General features: G+C 68.5%; 13 protein-coding genes. 4 read left to right on the plus strand and 9 right to left on the minus strand.

What is annotated here, in order from left to right:
* Positions 1 to 5 precede the first annotated feature (5 nt).
* Entirely contained in the window at positions 6 to 2,402 is a 2,397-nt protein-coding gene (gene pheT / locus FBZ83_RS12905; RefSeq protein WP_145683213.1) for a phenylalanine--tRNA ligase subunit beta, read from the plus strand.
* A 511-nt stretch (positions 2,403 to 2,913) separates the two neighbouring features.
* Positions 2,914 to 3,423, plus strand: coding sequence for a response regulator (locus FBZ83_RS12910; protein WP_247888280.1), 510 nt, complete (start codon positions 2,914 to 2,916; stop codon positions 3,421 to 3,423).
* A gap of 39 nt (positions 3,424 to 3,462) precedes the next feature.
* On the opposite strand, the gene FBZ83_RS12915 is transcribed toward FBZ83_RS12910, so the two are convergent.
* The 3 genes from FBZ83_RS12915 to FBZ83_RS12925 all read right to left on the minus strand — a co-directional run bounded on the left by FBZ83_RS12915 (position 3,463) and on the right by FBZ83_RS12925 (position 7,180).
* The gene (locus FBZ83_RS12915; RefSeq protein ID WP_145683226.1) at positions 3,463 to 5,049 is read right to left on the minus strand and encodes a DUF3369 domain-containing protein; all 1,587 of its coding nucleotides are present in this window, start codon (positions 5,047 to 5,049) and stop codon (positions 3,463 to 3,465) included.
* 157 nt (positions 5,050 to 5,206) lie between these two features.
* The gene (locus FBZ83_RS12920) at positions 5,207 to 6,166 is read right to left on the minus strand and encodes an SH3 domain-containing protein (RefSeq protein ID WP_145683235.1); all 960 of its coding nucleotides are present in this window, start codon (positions 6,164 to 6,166) and stop codon (positions 5,207 to 5,209) included.
* Between the two features lie 105 nt (positions 6,167 to 6,271).
* Positions 6,272 to 7,180 carry a LysR substrate-binding domain-containing protein gene (locus tag FBZ83_RS12925; protein WP_145683243.1) on the minus strand — a complete coding sequence of 303 codons (909 nt, stop codon included), beginning with the start codon at positions 7,178 to 7,180 and terminating at the stop codon, positions 6,272 to 6,274.
* 145 nt (positions 7,181 to 7,325) lie between these two features.
* Here FBZ83_RS12925 and FBZ83_RS31420 point away from each other — a divergent pair, with 145 nt between their 5' ends.
* Positions 7,326 to 7,484 (plus strand): hypothetical protein, encoded by a 159-nt coding sequence (locus FBZ83_RS31420; protein ID WP_186466055.1) that lies wholly within the window; start codon positions 7,326 to 7,328, stop codon positions 7,482 to 7,484.
* 8 nt (positions 7,485 to 7,492) lie between these two features.
* On the opposite strand, the gene FBZ83_RS12930 is transcribed toward FBZ83_RS31420, so the two are convergent.
* A complete protein-coding gene (locus FBZ83_RS12930; protein WP_247888281.1) occupies positions 7,493 to 8,257 on the minus strand; it encodes a hypothetical protein in 765 nt (254 codons plus the stop codon).
* A gap of 149 nt (positions 8,258 to 8,406) precedes the next feature.
* The gene (gene lepA / locus FBZ83_RS12935; protein ID WP_145683251.1) at positions 8,407 to 10,209 is read right to left on the minus strand and encodes a translation elongation factor 4; all 1,803 of its coding nucleotides are present in this window, start codon (positions 10,207 to 10,209) and stop codon (positions 8,407 to 8,409) included.
* A 277-nt stretch (positions 10,210 to 10,486) separates the two neighbouring features.
* Between lepA and FBZ83_RS12940 the strand changes: the two genes are divergently transcribed.
* The gene (locus FBZ83_RS12940; RefSeq protein WP_145683259.1) at positions 10,487 to 11,803 is read left to right on the plus strand and encodes an FkbM family methyltransferase; all 1,317 of its coding nucleotides are present in this window, start codon (positions 10,487 to 10,489) and stop codon (positions 11,801 to 11,803) included.
* A gap of 15 nt (positions 11,804 to 11,818) precedes the next feature.
* Here FBZ83_RS12940 and FBZ83_RS12945 read toward each other — a convergent pair whose 3' ends face one another.
* From FBZ83_RS12945 to glgC, 4 genes are all read right to left on the minus strand, one after another.
* Entirely contained in the window at positions 11,819 to 13,069 is a 1,251-nt protein-coding gene (locus tag FBZ83_RS12945) for a nucleotide sugar dehydrogenase (RefSeq protein ID WP_186466056.1), read from the minus strand.
* Positions 13,066 to 13,830: a glycosyltransferase family 2 protein gene (locus FBZ83_RS31425; protein WP_186466057.1), complete on the minus strand. Its 765-nt coding sequence runs from the start codon at positions 13,828 to 13,830 to the stop codon at positions 13,066 to 13,068. Before FBZ83_RS31425 ends, FBZ83_RS12945 begins: the two co-directional genes overlap by 4 nt.
* Positions 13,831 to 14,159: 329 nt before the next feature.
* Entirely contained in the window at positions 14,160 to 15,653 is a 1,494-nt protein-coding gene (gene glgA, locus FBZ83_RS12950; protein WP_145683275.1) for a glycogen synthase GlgA, read from the minus strand.
* Positions 15,654 to 15,733: 80 nt separating this feature from the next.
* Positions 15,734 to 17,005, minus strand: coding sequence for a glucose-1-phosphate adenylyltransferase (gene glgC, locus FBZ83_RS12955; RefSeq protein WP_145675784.1), 1,272 nt, complete (start codon positions 17,003 to 17,005; stop codon positions 15,734 to 15,736).
* Between the last annotated feature and the right edge of the window lie 122 nt (positions 17,006 to 17,127).

Consider the following 17,127-nt stretch of genomic DNA (forward strand, 5'->3'; position numbering starts at 1 on the left):
GACCCATGAAGTTCACGCTGTCCTGGCTGAAGGACCATCTGGAGACCGACGCCACGCTCGACCAGATCGTGGAGAAGCTGACCGCCCTCGGCCTGGAGGTCGAAGGGGTGGAGGACCGTTCGAAGGAGCTGAAGCCCTTCCGCGTCGCCCACGTCGTCTCCGCCGAGAAGCACCCGGACGCCGACAAGCTGCGCGTCCTGGTCGTCGACACCGGCACCGAAAAGCTCCAGGTCGTCTGCGGCGCCCCCAACGCGCGCGCCGGACTGAAGGGCGTCTTCGCGCCGGAGGGGGCCTATATCCCCGGCTCCGACATCACGCTGAAGAAGGGCGTCATCCGCGGCGTCGAGTCGAACGGCATGATGTGCTCCGAGCGCGAGCTGAAGCTGTCGGAGGAGCACAACGGCATCATCGAGCTGCCGGACGACGCGCCGGTCGGCGTGGCCTACGCCGATTACGCCGGCCTCGGCGACCCGGTCATCGACATCAGCCTGACGCCCGACCGCGCCGACTGCGCCGGGGTGCGCGGCATCGCCCGCGACCTCGCCGCCGCCGGTCTGGGCCGGCTGAAGCCGCTGGCCGCCGAGCCGGTCAAGGGCGCCTTCGCCAGCCCGTTCGGCGTGACCATCGAGGCGCCGGACGCCTGCCCGATGTATGTCGGCCGCTATTTCCGCGGCGTGAAGAACGGCCCGTCGCCGAAGTGGCTGCACGACAAGCTGGTCGCCATCGGCCAGCGCCCGATCTCGGCGCTGGTCGACATCACCAACTTCATCACCTTCGACCTGTCGCGCCCGCTGCACGCCTTCGACGCCGACAAGGTGAAGGGCGGCATCGTCGTGCGTCTGGCCCGCGAGGGCGAGACGCTGGCGGCGCTGAACGGCAAGGAATACCCGCTCGACCCGAGCATGACGGTCATCGCCGATCATGAGCGGGCCGAGGCGCTGGGCGGCATCATCGGCGGCGAGGCGTCGGGCTGCACCGAGGCGACGGTCAACGTCTTCCTGGAGGCGGCGATCTTCGACACCGTGCGCACGGCGCAGACCGGCCGCAAGCTGGGCATCGAGTCGGACGCCCGCTACCGGCTGGAGCGCGGCGTCGATCCGGCGGCGGTGGTGTCGGGGATGGAGCGCGCCACCCGCCTGATCCTGGAGATCTGCGGCGGCGAGGCCTCCGACCTCGTGATCGCCGGCGAGGAGCCGCAGTGGCGCCGCACTCTGACGCTGCGTCCGGGCCGGGTCGCCGCCCTGGGCGGCGTCGAGGTGCCGCGCGACGAGCAGACCCGCATCCTGATCGATCTCGGCTGCGAGATCGTCGGCGAGGATGTGGACGGCACCCTGCGCGTCGTCCCCCCCTCCTGGCGCGCCGACATCCACGGCGAGGCCGATCTGGTGGAGGAGGTGCTGCGCATCCACGGCTTCGACGCCATCCCGGCGACCCCGCTGCCGCGCGAGAGCGTGCTGACCCGTCCGGCCCTGACCACCAAACAGCGCCGCGTCGGGCTGACCAAGCGCACGCTGGCCGTCCGCGGCCTCTCGGAAGCCGTCACTTGGTCCTTCATGGCCGGTCCGGTGGCCGAGCTGTTCGGTGGCGTTGGCGAGGGGCTGACGCTGGTCAACCCGATCAGCGCCGACCTCGACGTGATGCGCCCGTCCATTCTCGGCAACCTGATCCAGGCCGCCGGGCGCAACGCCGACCGCGGCTACGCCGACGTCGGCCTGTTCGAGGTCGGCCCGGCTTTCCGCAAGCCGTCGCCGGACGGGCAGGACATCGTGGCCGCCGGCATCCGCGCCGGCAACGCGGTGCCGCGCCACTGGGCGGAGAAGGCTCGCGGTGTCGATGCCTTTGATGCCAAGGCCGACGCGATGGCCGTGCTGGAGGCCGCCGGCGCGCCGGTGACCAACCTGCAGGTCACCACCGACGCGCCGGGCTGGTACCACCCCGGCCGCTCCGGCATGCTGCGCCTCGGCCCGACGGTGATGGCCCGCTTCGGCGAGATCCACCCGACCGTGCTCGGCACGCTGGGCGTCAAGGGGCCGGTGGTCGGCTTCGAGGTGTTCCTCGACGCCATCCCGCTGCCCAAGAAGAAGGTCGGCACGGCGCGTCCGCTGGTCCAGCTCTCGCCCTTCCAGCCGCTGGAGCGCGACTTCGCCTTCGTCGTCGGCAAGGACGTCGAGGCCGACAAGCTGATCCGCGCCGCCAAGGGCGCCGACAAGGCGCTGGTCAGGGACGTGACCGTCTTCGACGTCTACCAGGGCACGAACGTCGAGGAGGGCAAGAAGTCCGTCGCGCTCTCCGTCACGCTCCAGCCGACCGAGCGGACCTTGACCGAGCCGGAGATCGAGGCCATCGGCCAGAAGATCGTCGCCGCGGTCGCCAAGGCCACCGGGGGCAGCTTGCGCAGCTGATCCTTGCGCACCCAAAGGCTGCGGATCTGGAAAAAGGTTCAATTTCATAAGACAAAGTTCGGGCCTCCGCCGCAAGGCGGGGGCCCGTTGTTTTTTGGTGTCCGAATGGAACGGGTCCTGGTTTGGACAGTTCAAAGGATTGTTTCGGACTCGACACGTCTGGATTCGCCGTGCACGCTGCGTTCCGTTGTTTGCGGCGCGCGTCGGTGCGGCGTTGGCGCGTGCCGCATATGCGCTTTTTCAGAGTTGAAGAGAGTTGATCCATCAGATAAAGCGAATGAACATAAGTTTTCAAAACATGCGTCCGTATTGTCGCGATGCTGCGCGTCACTGCCTATAAATTTCAGAAATGGAATGTTTTCTTTCCACGATACATGGCGGGCATTCCAAAAAATTAGCGTCACTGATATTTCGATTTTTTTAATAGTTTTCATTCTTTTTTGAGGTGGTCATGTTGATAACGGCGCGGGGTGTTGTGGCCCCGCCGCCCTCAGACCTGGTGAAGAATCCGATGGTGAGCTTTACGAACGACGATGCCAGAACCGCGCCAGTCCTCGCCATGACCGGGGATGCCGGTGGCGGTCCGGCGGGCGGTGACGGCGCGTTGCGCCGCGAGGACGGCGATGGCAACGCGCCGGCCGAAGCCAGCCGGCTGGTCATCGTGGTGGACGACGACCGGTCGATCGTGGAAGGGCTGGCGCTGCTTCTGGAGGCCTGGGGGTACGACGTGCTGACCGCCCTGTCGCTCAACGAGTTGGCGCAGCGGCTGCCGCAGGCGCCCGGCCGTCCGGGGCTGGTCCTGGCCGATCACTTCCTGCCGGCGGGGGGCACGGGCGCCCAGGCGGTGGAGATGGTGCGCGCCCATGTCGGCGCCACGGTGCCCGCCCTGATCCTGACCGGCGACACCATGCCGGAACGTCAGGTCGAAGCCGCCGCCATGGGCTGCCGGCTGCTGCACAAGCCGGTGCAGATCGGTCCGCTCAAGGATATGGTCGACACGCTGATGAACAGCGCCGGCTGACCCCGGCCAAGGGGGTGGCGCGGGGGTGGGGCGTCCGCCTCACTCCCGGCGCAGGCTGCCGGACACCGCCAGGAAGGCGTCGACCACCAGCGGATCGAACCGGCTGCCGGACAGGCGGCGGATCTCGGCCACCGCCACGTCATGGTCCAGCGCCTTGCGGTAGGGACGGTCGCGGGTCATGGCGTCGAAGCTGTCGGCCACTGCGACGATGCGGGCGCTCAGCGGGATGGCGTCGCCCTGCAGGCGGTCGGGATAGCCGGTGCCGTCCCAGTTCTCGTGATGCGAGCGGGCGATCTCCGCCCCCAGATGCAGATGCGTCCGCCCTTCGGACCGCCGGCTGGCGCGGTCCAGCAGGTCCCAGCCCGTGGTGGTGTGGGCCTGCATGACGGCCCGCTCTTCCGGGGTCAGCGGCCCGGTCTTGCCGAGAATAACGGGATCCAGCGTGGCGTTGCCGACGTCGTGGAGGATGGCCGCCAGGCCGACCGACTCCAGGAACACCGTGTCGAGGACGGCGGGGTAGCGCCCCTCCTCGGCCAGCCGGCGGGCGATGCGGTCGGTCACCAGCGCGATGCGCGGGCCGGTCTCGGCCTCCGCGCCGGGGTGGCCGGCGCGCTCCGCCAGATCGGCCATGGCGATGACCGTGTGCTCCTGGCTGCGCCGCAGCTGCTCGTAGAGATGCAGATTGTCGAAGCCGACGGAGATCTTGCGGCAGAACACCTCGATCAGGTTGCGGTCGAGGTCCGACAGCGGCCGGTCGGAACTCAGATAGACCACATTCTCGCGGTCGTTCGGCGTGCGGATGTAGAGCGTGCAATGGTCGGCGGCGTAGCGATTGCTGCGCGACTCCAGGCAGCGCTTGACCTCCGCCAGGACGGCGGGCTCGACATGGTTGGCCGCCGGCTCGTCGATCAGCGTCTCGAAGCGGCCGGAGCCGGCCAGCACATACAGCCCGTCCGCCGCGCCGCTGATGACCGGGCCGCGCTGCACGCACAGGATGGCGTCCGGCCCGACGCCGAGGATGCCGGAGAGCTGGGTCAGCACCCCGGCGGCGAACAGCTTCATCGAGCGCGCCTGGAACAGCGACGACGACGCCTCGATGATCTTCTCCAGCCCGCGCCGGTTCTTCTCGATCGCCATGATGTCCTCGTAGGAGCGCAGGGCGGCGACCGTGGTGGTGAACAGCTGCTGGGCGGTGAGCTGCGTCTTGGCCTTGTAGTCGTTGATGTCGTAGTCGAGGATCACCGCGCGCTCCGGCGCCTGACCGGGCTGGCCGGTGCGCAGGATGATGCGGACGTGGCGGTTCTTCAGCTCCTCGCGGATGTGGTGGACGAGCTGCAGCCCGGCGTCGTCGGTCTCCATCACCACGTCCAGCAGGATGATGGCGATGTCGTCCTCGCGTTCCAGGATCGCCCGCGCCTCCGCCGCGGAATAGGCGGAGATGAACTCGGCAGGGCGTCCCTTGTAGGCGAAGTCGGCCAGGACGAGCTTGGTGATGGAGTGCACCTCCGGCTCGTCGTCCACGATCATCATCTTCCACCGGTTGCCGGTGGCCGGCGACCCGGTTTCGCCGTTGCCGTCGCCGTCCTGGTCGTCCAGAAAGAGGAACTCGTCGTCGGAGTCGGTCATTGGCAGGGCCTGGGACGGAGCGGGCGGGAAGCGCAAAAGATTAACACGGCGCGGCTGCGCCCGCCTACCGCCACGATCGATGCATTTTCGGCGAAAAAGCTCAGTAATTTAACGGAGGCGGTGCGTTGCGGCCGCATGGCGGAGAACGGCGCTGGGATCAGAAGGTGTCCAACTCGATCACCCAGCAGTCCATGGAGCGCTGGGCCAGCGCGCCGCAGACATTGTCCACCTGCGTCCGGGTGAAGGGGCCGACGCCCATCTGGTAGGTGGTGCGGGCGCCGCGGAAGACCGGCCAGACCATCGGCGGCAGGTCGCGGTAGGCCGTTCCCGGGCCATAGGTGAATTCCTGCCACGCCCGCAGCCCCTCGGCGTGGCTGACATACTCGCCAAGCCGCGCGGCGAACAGCGGCCCCGGCTCGATCGGCGGCATGCCGGGCAGCGGGTAGGGGGCGACCACCCCGATCAGCCCCTCCGCCGTGGCGACCGCCCGCGTCCGGCCGGGCATGCCCAGCGTCACCCGCCCGTTCGCGGAATCGATCAGGCTGACCACGTCGCCCTTGCGCAGGGTGAAGCCGCGCCGCTTCTTGTTGTCGAGGATCTCCGTCGCCTTGATGGCGTCCGCCGCGACGACGTAACCCTGGGCCGGCACCTGGGCGGCGATCTCCCAGGCGCTGCGCGGCACCACGGCGGCGCCGCGGTGGATGACCGGCGGCTTGCCGGTTGAGGGAGGCGATCCGCCGGCGTTGGCCCCGGCGGCGGTGGCCCCCATGGCGGCGGTGATCGAGCGCGACACCATCAGCGCCGGGTCGAGCGAGTCGGAGGGCACGTAGCCGATCGGCTGGCCGCCGATGGCGACCTCGGTCCAGCTGGTTCCGCGGGGCGTGCCCAGAGCGTTCAGCGCCTTGCCGCGCGGCAGGGTCTGGATGATCCGGGCGTCGGCGTTGGGGCCGATGCGCACCTCGATGTCGCGGTTGAGGACAACCTCGCCGGTCAGCGGCGCGCCGATGGCGACGGGGCTCTGCGCCAGAGCGCCGTCCGGGGCGAACCACATCGTCGCCGCGGCCAGGATCAGCCGCAGCGCCAGAACGCGGAGGGCGGTGGTGGAACGCGTGCGCACGGCGGTGGACCCCCATGGAGGAGGGGCCATTTTGCCTCGGTCCGGCCCGCCGGGGCAACCCGGCGCGTGCGCCCCGGGGCGGATGTCACGGAACGGCACGGTCGCTCAGGCGGCGCGATCCCCGCCATGGCTTCCTCCCTGGCTCCCGCCCACCAGATCGTGGATGGCTTCGGCCAGCAGGCGGACCGGCTTGGCGGCCATGCCGGGGGCGCGGTGCAGCGCGATGTCGATGTCCGGCAGGTCGGGAAAGCCGTCCGCCACGGTCAGCCGGCGCAGGCTGGGCGGGATGGTGCACTCCTCCATGGCGGTGACGCCGAGCCCGCCCAGCACGGCGCCATGGACCGCCACCACGCTCTTGCTGATGAAAGCGACGCGCCAGCCGCGCCCGATCCCCTCCAGCGCCGCGACGGCGAGGTCGCGCACCACGCAGCCCTTGGGGAACAGGGCCAGCGGCAGCGGGTCCTCGCGCTCGATCGGGGTGGAATCGACGACGGTGGAGCGTGGCGGGGCGACCCAGGCCACCGGCTCCCGCCTCACCAGTTCGCCGCTGCGGCTGTCGGGGTGGCGGGTGACGAGCGCGAGGTCGTAGCGGCCCTTGTCGATCTCCGCCACCAGATCGGGGCTGTTGTCGCAGATCACCTCCACCGGCACGTCGGGGTAGGCGGCGGCGAAGCGGGCCAGCACGCCGGGCAGCAGCATGGTGGCGTAATCGTCCGGCGTGCCGATGCGCACGCTGGCCACCGTGGCGGGCCGGCGCATCAGCGTCAGAACCTCGTCGTTCAGGGTGAGCATCCGCCGGGCGTAGGTCAGCAGAAGCTCACCCTCCTGGGTCAGGTGGACGCTCTTGGTGTCGCGTTGGAAGACGCGGGTGCCCACCACCTCCTCCAGCCGGCGGACCTGCTGGCTGACGGCGGCCTGGGTGCGGCCCAGCGTGTCGCCGGCACGGGTGAAGCTGCGCGCGTCGGCGACGGCGACGAAGGCGCGCAGAAGGTCGGTGTCGAGGTTGGCCGGCATGGTCACGCATTCAAGCAGAGGGGGCGCGCGGGTTCAACGCGCGAAAGGACCATCACGATCTGTGATGATCCTCATAAAGCCTATTCGTTTCCAAGATTTTTCGCGCGGGCGCAGGGTGCCCTCCGATCTTTGGGAGGGCTGAGCGATGGGCGTGTTCGAGGCGATGACGACGGTGGTGCTGGAGGCCGGACGGCTGGACCGCCGGGAGGAGCGCCGGATCGGCAGGGTGCCGCCGCCGCGGCGCTTGCGTCTGCCGCGGATGCCGGCCTTGCCGGTGCTGCTGCTGGCGATCCTGGTGGTGTGAGTGCGGGGTCAGAGGGTGGGCGTGCCGTCGGCGGGCATCGCGGCGGCGGGTGCCGGCTCGGGGGCGGGCGCCACCACGGGGGCTGCGGGCGGAGTGATGCGCAAGGGGGCGCTGTCCGGAGGCGAGGCGGCCGAAGCCGGGGCTTCCGCAGGAGTTTCCGCCGGGGCTGGGGCGGGAAGCTCCTCCGCCTCGATCGCCGCGGCGGGCTTGGCCTCGTCCTTGGCCGCTTCCTTAAGCGTGTCCTTCGGGGTGTCCTTCGCCGCGTCCTTGGCAGCGTCTTTGATCTCGGGGGCCGGAGTCGGGTCGGTCGAATAGTCGGCGACGATGCGGGCCTGGCTGCCGGCGATGACCAGAACCTTCTGTCCGATCTCGATCGGCTTCTCTTCCCGCTGCGTGACCGACAGCAGTTCGCCGTCCGGCTTGCGGACGATGTATTCCCAGCCCGTAGTGTCGCCGGTCACATGCTCGATCGAGGTGCCGAGCAGCCCGCCGATGGCCGTGCCGCCGACCGCGCCCAGCGCCGAATTGATGCCGAAGGTGCCGGACTGCGAGCCGAGCACGCCGCCGGCGGCCCCGCCGGTGACCGCGCCGACGGTGCCGCTGGTGCTGATCTTGACCTGACGGAACCCGATGACGACCGCCCGCTCCACCTTGTTCGCCTGCTGGGTCGCGGTGGCGGCGTAGGTGTTCGGGGAGTAGTTCGGGGTGCAGCCTGCGAGAATGCCGGCGACCAGGGCCGCGGCGGGCAGGCCAAACATGACAGTGCGCGTCACGGGACATCATCCGTTTGGAAGCCTGACCGGGTGATAGGCGATTCCGCGCGGCGAGTCATTCGACTTTTTGTGGGCTCCGGGATGCGTGGACAAAAAGAAAGCGGGCCTTGCCGGACCCGCTTTCCGTCACATCACCGCGAAGCCGGCGTTCACTCGTCGCCCATCTTGAGGGCGGCGATGAAGGCGCTCTGCGGGATTTCGACCTGGCCGAACTGCCGCATGCGCTTCTTGCCTTCCTTCTGCTTGTCCAGCAGCTTGCGCTTGCGGCTGATGTCGCCGCCGTAGCACTTGGCCGTCACGTCCTTGCGCAGCGCGCCGATGCTCTCGCGGGCGATGATCTTGCCGCCGATGGCCGCCTGGACGGCGATCTTGAAGAGCTGGCGCGGGATCAGCTCCTTCAGCCGCTCGCAGAGCTGGCGGCCGCGGCGCTCCGACTGGGAGCGGTGGACGATCATCGACAGGGCGTCCACCGGCTCGGCGTTCACCAGGATCGACATCTTCACGAGGTCGCCTTCCTCGTAGCTGTCCATCTGGTAGTCGAAGCTGGCGTAGCCGCGGCTGATCGACTTCAGGCGGTCGTAGAAGTCGAAGACCACCTCGTTCAGCGGCAGGCGGTAGACCAGCATGGCGCGGGCGCCGGCGTAGGTCAGCTCGATCTGCTGGCCGCGCCGCTCGGTGCAGAGCTGGAGGATGCCGCCCAGATACTCATCGGGGAGCATGATGGTGGCCTTGATCCACGGCTCGTCGATGCGGTCGATCTTCATCACGTCCGGCATGTCGGCCGGGTTGTGCAAATCCATCACCGTGCCGTCGGTCATGTGGAGCTTGTAGACCACCGACGGCGCCGTGGTGATCAGGTCCAGGTTGAACTCGCGCTCCAGCCGCTCCTGGATGATCTCCAGATGCAGCAGGCCGAGGAAGCCGCAGCGGAAGCCGAAGCCCAGCGCCGCCGACGTCTCGGCCTCGTAATGGAAGCTGGCATCGTTCAGCTTCAGCTTGCCCAAGGAATCGCGCAGCCGCTCGAAGTCGGCGGCGTCGACCGGGAACAGGCCGCACCACACCACGGGGATGGACGGCTTGAAGCCGGCCAGCGGCTCGGCCGCCGGGCGGCGGTCCTCGGTGATGGTGTCGCCGACCTTGGTCAGCGTGATGTCCTTGATGGCGGCGGTGATGAAGCCCATCTCGCCCGGCCCCAGCTCGCCGGTCAGCAGGGCCTTCGGGGTGAAGACGCCGACGCGGTCCACCTCGTGCGCGCTGCCGGTGGACATGAAGCGGACCTTCTGGTTCACCTTCAGCCGCCCATCCACCACGCGCACCAGGATGACCACGCCGAGATACGGGTCGTACCAGGAATCGACCAGCAGGGCCTTCAGCTCGCCGTCGGCGTTGCCCTTGGGCGCGGGCAGGCGCTGCACCACGGCTTCCAGCACGGCGTCGATGTTCAGGCCGGTCTTGGCCGAGATCTCCACGGCGTCGGTGGCGTCCAGGCCGATCACGTCCTCGATCTGCTGCTTGACGCGGTCGGGCTCCGCCGCCGGCAGGTCGATCTTGTTGAGGACCGGGATGATCTCGTGGTTGTTGTCGATCGCCTGATAGACGTTGGCGAGCGTCTGCGCCTCCACACCTTGGCTCGCGTCCACCACCAGGATCGAGCCCTCGCAGGCGGCGAGGCTGCGGCTGACCTCGTAGGCGAAGTCGACGTGGCCCGGCGTGTCCATCAGGTTCAGCGTGTACTGCTGCCCGTCCTTGGCCTTGTAGAGCAGGCGGACGGTCTGCGCTTTGATGGTGATGCCGCGCTCGCGCTCGATGTCCATGCTGTCGAGCACCTGTTCGCGCATCTCGCGCGAATCGAGGCCGCCGCACTGCTGGATCAGCCGGTCGGCAAGGGTCGACTTGCCGTGGTCGATGTGCGCGATGATCGAGAAATTGCGGATGTGCGAAAGGTCAGTCATCGGTGCCCGGAGCCCTGGTTTGGGCCGGAACATAGGGCGGACGGACGATGCGCGCAATGGAGAAGGGTGACGGCCCGGCTTCGACCGGCGTCGGCCGCGGTGCACGGGGCGGCTTCCCCAACACCCTCTCCCATGGTCCGCCGCGCGACAACCATGCCGCGCGCCGGCCAGGGGCGGGGCCGCCCATGGCACGGTGCGGCGTCCGGCCTTTTCCCTTTACCGTCCCGCGCCAGCCATGGACTATGGCGGCGCGAAGCGTGCCCTTGGGGGATCATTCATGAAATGCGCGGTGATCATCCCGGTCGGGCCGGGGCACGATGGCTTGTCCGAAGAGGCGGCCGCCTCCGTCGAGGCGGCGTTCCGCACTGGCCAGGGACCCTTTTCGGACGTGATGATCCTGCGCATTCCCGACCCGGACGGCGCGATCGGCCGCTCGCGGTGCCGGAACTTCGGCGTCGAACACGCCATCCAACACGGTGCGGAATGGGTCTTCTTCCTGGACGCAGACGACCTGATGGATCCAAACGGCTTCGCGGCGGTCCGCACCCATGTGGCGGACGTCGACGCCGTCTTCGGGATGATTGCCGAGCAGTGGGTCGGGTCGGACGCGGTGAGTCTGCGGGACAAGCAGGTGGGGGCGACCACGCTTCTGAGCGACATCCTCCTGAACGACCCGTATCTGACGCTGCAAATGGGGCATTTCGTCCGCGCGCGCGTCGCGCGATCCATCCCGTTCGACGAGGCCATGGATACCGGCGAGGACTTCAAATACTACCTGGAGCTCTGGCGGACGCACCGATGCTGCAAGATCGGGCAGCCGCTCTTCATCAACCGGCGCGGCGCCCACTCCACCGGCCCGCGCTCGGCCGACGGCGGCGGGTGGCGCCAGGCCGTGACGCGGGTGTTCGGCGACTTCTTCCGCACCCACCCCATCGTGATCAACTTCGTGGTGTCCGGCGTGAAGGTCGGCTTCGCCATCGCCAACCCGTTCGACAGGATCCACCGCCATTACCTGCGCCGCGTCTTCTTCGAACAGGAGGAGCTGGACTGTCTGCGGGGTCTCGTTCCCGCCGGGTCGTCGATCCTGGAGATCGGCGCCAACGTCGGGAACCACGTCGTCTACTACGGCCTGTTCATGGCGCCGCGCCGCATCATCGCGGTCGAGCCCAACCCGGCGGCCCTGCACTTCCTGAAGAAGAACGTGGAGATCAACCGGCTCGACCCGGCGACGGTCACCGTCCTGGAGTGCGGCGTCGGGGACCGTGCCGGTTCCTTCGACCTGTGCGTCGCCGACGAGGCCGACCTGGGGGCGGCGCGCCTCGTCCCGGCGGAGGGCGGGCGCGTCGCCGTCCACCCCATCGACGATCTCGTCCGGGAGCGCGTCGACTTCATCAAGATCGACGTCGCGGGCATGGAGATGGACGCGCTGTCCGGCGCCCGGAACACGATCGCCCTCCACAGGCCCATCCTGTTCATCGAGGTCGGGAGCGCCAACAGGGACGCCTTCTTCGACTGGGCCGGACGGAACGGTTACCGAATCGCCAAGGAATTCCCGTGCGCCGACGCCTCGAACTGCGTGGCCGTGCCGGTGTGAGGCTGCCGGACGGGGTTACGGGATGCCCGGCCCGACCCCCACCGGAATGACGCGGACGCCGTCCTGATCGGTCGGAATGTAGCGCCAGGGGTCGAGGACAACCGAGCCCGCCGGAAAGCGCAGACCGGCAAAGACGCTGTGCTTCGCCCCGATCAGGTAGGTGGCGACGGGCAGCTCGCCCTCAACGAGAGGGGTGGAGTCCATGTGGGGGTCGATCAGGGTGACCGGGACGCCCCGCTCCTCCAGGATCGCGCGCAACAGCAGGGCCGGGCTGCCCGTGGCCATGTCGCAATCGGCCTTGAACGCCCAGCCCAGGATCACCTTGGGCGGCTCGTGGGCGCACATCAGGTCGGCAAGCCATTCGGTCTGCTTCTCGCGCGACCTCATGACGGCGTCGAAGGTGTCGAAGCTGAGATCCAGTTCGCGCGCCAGCCAGGACATGGCGATGTTGTCGCGGGGGTGGCAGCCGCCGCCGTCGCCCATGCCGCCCTTCATGTAGCTTGGGCTGATCAGCCGCCGGGACGCCAGCGCCAGACAGTCCGTCACCGCGTCCACGTCGGTTCCCGGCAGCTTGTGGCACACCTCCATCATCGTGTTGGCGAAGGCGATCTTCATGCCGATGAAGGTGTTGTAGGCCACCTTGATCAGTTCGGCGTTCTCGAGGGCGGTGGCGTAGAACGGAGCGTCCGTGATGGTGCGGTAGAACGCTTCGGCGAGCGCGGCGGCTTCCCGATCGTGTCGGCCGAAGAGAACGAACTCCGGTTGGAGGAAGTCGCGCATGGTCGTGCCCATGGCGATGAAGAACGGGTTGTAGCAGAGCTTGATGCGGGGCGTCAGGACGGGCAGGACGTGGCGGCGGATGGTCCCCGGCAGGACGGTGGAGATGATGACGACCACCGTGTCGCGCGACGCCACACGCGCCACGTCGCGGCAGGCGGCCACCAGATGCTCGTAATGGAAATCGGTCCGGCTGTCGGGAAGGCGCGTGATCCCCTCGTACAGGGGGTCGTGGGGGGTCTGGACCGCGATGAAAAGAAGGTCGGCGTGGTCGACGACCTCCTCCAGCGTTCCGAACCGCAGGCTGCTCGCTTCCAGATAGGGATCGAACGGTTCGCAGCCGTCCGGACCGGTTTCGGTGTAGGAGCGCCGCCCCTTGTTCATCACATCGGGGCGGACGTCGAAGCCCATCACGTCATGGCCCTTCAGCGCCATCGCCACCGCGCAGGGCAGGCCCAGCTTGCCCAGGCCGATCACGCCGATCCTCATTGGGCGTCTCCCGTTTCGACCGGACGGTCGCCGCTGGAACGGATGATGGCCGCGAGCCGGTCGGCGTCGCGCTGCCGCACCGGCCACGTGCGATCCAGTATCAGCATGTCGCGGGCGATCCTCTCGCGGTTTTCCCCCGACCGATGGCGCAGGTAGGTTTCGTCGAGTTCCGATTTGCCGACCGAGAAGTGGCGGTGCTCCACCGTCACATCGCCGATGAAATGCAGTCGCTCGACCCGCTTGGCCACGTCCATGATCCAGGTGTCGTTGGCGATGAACTCGAAGACGCCGGGGGTGAAGTAGCCCAGTGTCTCGTACCAGCGGCGGCTGACGACCGGAAAGGCACAATGCTTCTCGCCATTGATGCCGTCTTCGAACCACATGCAGTAAACGTCGTCGGGGAACTTGGCGATTTCCTGGTCCAGGCGATGGTCCCATCCCGACTGGACATAGACCTGGTCGTCGTTGGCCATCATCAGGACATCGCCGGTGCAGGAGGCGGCGAGGTCGTTCCAGGAGAGGGAGACGCTTTTCGGGGGGCCGACCAGCGCCGTGAAGCGGCGCAACTGGACCCCGACCTCGGCCAACGCCTCGAACATCCGTTTGTAGTCGGGCAAAGCGGGGTCGTCGGAGTCGACATAGGCCAGGACTTCGACCCGTTCCACCGCCCCCGCGGTAGCGGCGACGCTTTCGATCAGCCGCTGCAGCCCATCCGGCCGCCCGCGGGTGGGACAAAGGAGGGAATAATTCAGAGTCCGCATAGGGCCGTCCCAGATGTCGCTGTCACCGGGGTCATGGTGTGGTTTCCGGCGACGTTCTACGGTTTCACGCAAGGACCGACGTTTGGAGGGAAGGGAGTGCTCGCCCGAAGATTGAACAAGGGTGCGAGTGGCCCGACGACCTTAGGGTGCGATCCAACGCAAATTCCATCGGGCGCACAATAGACCAGGGATGTCCCAACCGGGAAGGGAAAGCGTGGCGGGCGTCATGCCATTCTCGCGATGTCACGCGCTCCGCCGCTTCGTCGGTACCGATCCGCAATCGTCCGGGACAGCTCGCCGCTGCGCTGTCCCCTGCCTCGCCCCCTCCGTCACCCCACCAGAACCGGCGCCACCGCGCGGTACAGCTCCATGTACTCCTCCGCCGGACCGTGCCAGCCGAAGTCGCGGGTCATCGCGTGCTGCTGCAGGACGTGCCAGCGCTCGGGCTTGCGGTAGAGGGTGGCGGCGCGGCGCAGCGCCCAGGTCAGCTCCTGGACGTTGGCGTTGACGAACTGGAAGCCCGTCGCGCTGCCGTCGTTCACCGCCGCCGGGTTGGCGTCCACGATGGTGTCGGCGAGGCCGCCGGTGCGGCGGACCAGCGGCAGGGTGCCGTACTTCAAAGCGTACATCTGGGTCAGGCCGCAGGGCTCCGACCGCGAGGGCACCAGGAACAGGTCGGCGCCGGCCTGGATGCGGTGGGACAGCGCCTCGTCATAGCCGATGCGCACGCCGACCGACTTCGGGTACCAAGTGGCGAGATGGCGGAAGCCGGCCTCCAGCGCCGGTTCGCCGTTGCCGAGAACGGCGAGCTGGCCGCCCCAGGCGATCCATTGCGACGCCGCCTCCAGCACCAGATCCAGCCCCTTGTGGCCGGTCAGGCGGCTGACCACCGCGGCCAGCGGGGCGTCGGGTCGGCGGTCCAGCCCGAAGGTCGCCTGGAGGTCGGCCTTGCACAGGTCCTTGCCGCCGAGGTCGGCGGCGCCGTAGCGGGCGGCGATGTGCGGGTCGGCGGCCGGGTCCCAGATCGCGTAGTCCACGCCGTTGAGGATGCCCGTCAGCGCCTCGGCCCGCGTGGCGAGCAGCCCCTCCAGGCCGGAGCCGTGCTCGGCCGTCTGGATCTCGTGGGCGTAGGTCGGGCTGACCGTGGTCAGGCGGTCGGAATAGAAGCAGCCGGCCTTGAGGAAGCCGACGCCGCCGTAATACTCCACCCCGTCGATCCGGAAGGCGGCCGACGGCAGGCCGAGGTCGCTCATCATCCAGGCGCCGAACAGGCCCTGGTAGGCGATGTTGTGGATCGTCGTCACCGTGCCCGGCCGGAACGGCCCGGCGAAGCGGTCGGGGCGCAGTTCCAGATAGGCCGGGATCAGGCCGGTCTGCCAGTCGTGCCCGTGCAGCACGTCGGGACGCCACCAGGGGTCGAGGCCGTCCTCCGCCGCGAAGCCCGCCGCGCACCAGGACAGGGCGGCGAAGCGTTCGGCGTTGTCGGGCCAGTCCTTGCCGTCCGGCCCCAGATAGGGGTTGCCGGGCCGGTCGTAGAGCGCCGGCGCGTCCAGCGCGTAGGCCAGAACCCCGGCCGGCGTCCGTCCGATCCGCAAGGTCGCCGGGGCGCCCCCGGGCCGGTCGGTGCCGGGCAGATCGGTCAGGGGCTTGCCGACCGGCTGCAGGTCGGTCAGCCCGTTCAGCACCGCCGGATAGCCGGGCAGCAGCAGGCGGACCTCGGCTCCGGCGCGGTTCAGGGCGGGGGGCAGGGCGGCGGAGACATCGGCCAGCCCGCCGGTCTTCACCAGGGGGTAGCATTCCGGCGTTATGTACAGGACGCGCATGGAGGCGGGGTCTTTCGGTTTCTTCTTGGTCTTGCTCACCGCCCCCTCGCCCCCAGGGGGGCGAAGGGGGATGGGAGGGGTCAGTCCTTGGGCAGGCGGTCGATCATGTCCTGGGTGATCAGGCAGACGCCGCCCTCGCTGCGGTGGAAGCGCTTGGCGTCCAGCTCCGGGTCCTCGCCGACGACCAGCCCCTCGGGGATCACCACGCCGCGGTCGATCACCACCTTGGTCAGGCGGCAGTGACGGCCGATGTCGACGTCCGGCAAGACCACCGCCTGGTGCAGCTCGCTGAAGGAGTTGACGCGCACCTCGCTGAACAGCAGCGAGTTCTTCACCAGCGAACCGGAGATGATGCAGCCGCCCGACACCAGGCTGTCCACCGCCATGCCGCGCCGGTTCTCGTCGTCGAAGACGAACTTCGCCGGGGGAAGCTGCTCCTGGTAGGTGAAGATCGGCCACTCGCGGTCGTACATGTTGAGCTGCGGCGTGACGTGGCAGAGGTCGAGGTTGGCCTCCCAATAGGCGTCGATGGTGCCGACGTCGCGCCAGTAGGGTTCGGACTCGTGGCCGTTCAGGATGGCGGAATCGGCGAAGTCGTGGGCCATCACCCGCGCCCCGCTGGTCACCAGATGCGGGATGATGTCCTTGCCGAAGTCGCGGGACGAGGCGGGGTCGTTGAAGTCGCGCTCCAACTGGTCATAGAGGAACTGCGCGTTGAAGACGTAGATGCCCATGCTGGCCAGCGACTTGTCCGGATTGCCCGGCATCGGCGGCGGGTCGGCGGGCTTCTCGACGAAGTCGATGACGCGCTGGGTCTCGTCCACATGCATCACGCCGAAGCCGGTCGCCTGGGCGCGCGGCACCTGGATGCAGGGGATCGTCACATCGGCCTTCTTAGCGATGTGGTCGAGCAGCAGCGCGCCGTAATCCATCTTGTAGATGTGGTCGCCGGCCAGGATCAGGATGTATTCCGGCTCATGGTCGCGCAGGATGTCCAGGTTCTGGTACACCGCGTCGGCGGTGCCCTGGTACCAGGCGGTCTCGCTGATGCGTTGCTGCGCGGGCAGCAGGTCGCAGAACTCGTTCATCTCGCCGCGGAAGAAGTTCCAGCCGCGCTGCAGATGGCGCAGCAGGCTGTGCGACTTGTACTGCGTCAGCACGCCGATGCGGCGGAAGCCCGAATTGATGCAGTTCGACAGCGCGAAGTCGATGATCCGGAACTTGCCGCCGAAATAGGTGGCCGGCTTGGCGCGACGGTCGGTCAGCTGCTTCAGCCGGCTGCCCCGGCCACCGGCCAGGACGAGGGCCACGGCGCGGCGCGGCGCCAGCCGCAGATCCCGTTTGTCGAGCATGTGTCTCCCCTTTCGGTTCTCTTTTTTGCTGTCGGCCATCCGGAAGCGTCCGGCAGACCCGTGTGGGCGGGGACCGCTTGTCCCCGGTCCCGTCCGGCTCCGCCGGTCAAGAGCTGACCGTG

Origin of the sequence: Azospirillum brasilense (assembly GCF_007827815.1) — a bacterium.
In the GTDB taxonomy this organism is placed as follows: domain Bacteria; phylum Pseudomonadota; class Alphaproteobacteria; order Azospirillales; family Azospirillaceae; genus Azospirillum; species Azospirillum brasilense_C.

Bases quoted from the DNA above. Each gene is read 5' to 3' on its own strand.
- FBZ83_RS12945 (WP_186466056.1), bottom strand. From the start codon at position 13,069: ATGAGGATCGGCGTGATCGGCCTGGGCAAGCTGGGCCTGCCCTGCGCG.
- FBZ83_RS12940 (WP_145683259.1), top strand. From the start codon at position 10,487: ATGAAATGCGCGGTGATCATCCCGGTCGGGCCGGGGCACGATGGCTTG.
- FBZ83_RS12915 (WP_145683226.1), bottom strand. From the start codon at position 5,049: ATGACCGACTCCGACGACGAGTTCCTCTTTCTGGACGACCAGGACGGC.
- FBZ83_RS31420 (WP_186466055.1), top strand. From the start codon at position 7,326: ATGGGCGTGTTCGAGGCGATGACGACGGTGGTGCTGGAGGCCGGACGG.
- lepA (WP_145683251.1), bottom strand. From the start codon at position 10,209: ATGACTGACCTTTCGCACATCCGCAATTTCTCGATCATCGCGCACATC.
- glgC (WP_145675784.1), bottom strand. From the start codon at position 17,005: ATGCTCGACAAACGGGATCTGCGGCTGGCGCCGCGCCGCGCCGTGGCC.
- glgA (WP_145683275.1), bottom strand. From the start codon at position 15,653: ATGCGCGTCCTGTACATAACGCCGGAATGCTACCCCCTGGTGAAGACC.
- FBZ83_RS31425 (WP_186466057.1), bottom strand. From the start codon at position 13,830: ATGCGGACTCTGAATTATTCCCTCCTTTGTCCCACCCGCGGGCGGCCG.
- FBZ83_RS12925 (WP_145683243.1), bottom strand. From the start codon at position 7,180: ATGCCGGCCAACCTCGACACCGACCTTCTGCGCGCCTTCGTCGCCGTC.
- FBZ83_RS12910 (WP_247888280.1), top strand. From the start codon at position 2,914: ATGGTGAGCTTTACGAACGACGATGCCAGAACCGCGCCAGTCCTCGCC.
- pheT (WP_145683213.1), top strand. From the start codon at position 6: ATGAAGTTCACGCTGTCCTGGCTGAAGGACCATCTGGAGACCGACGCC.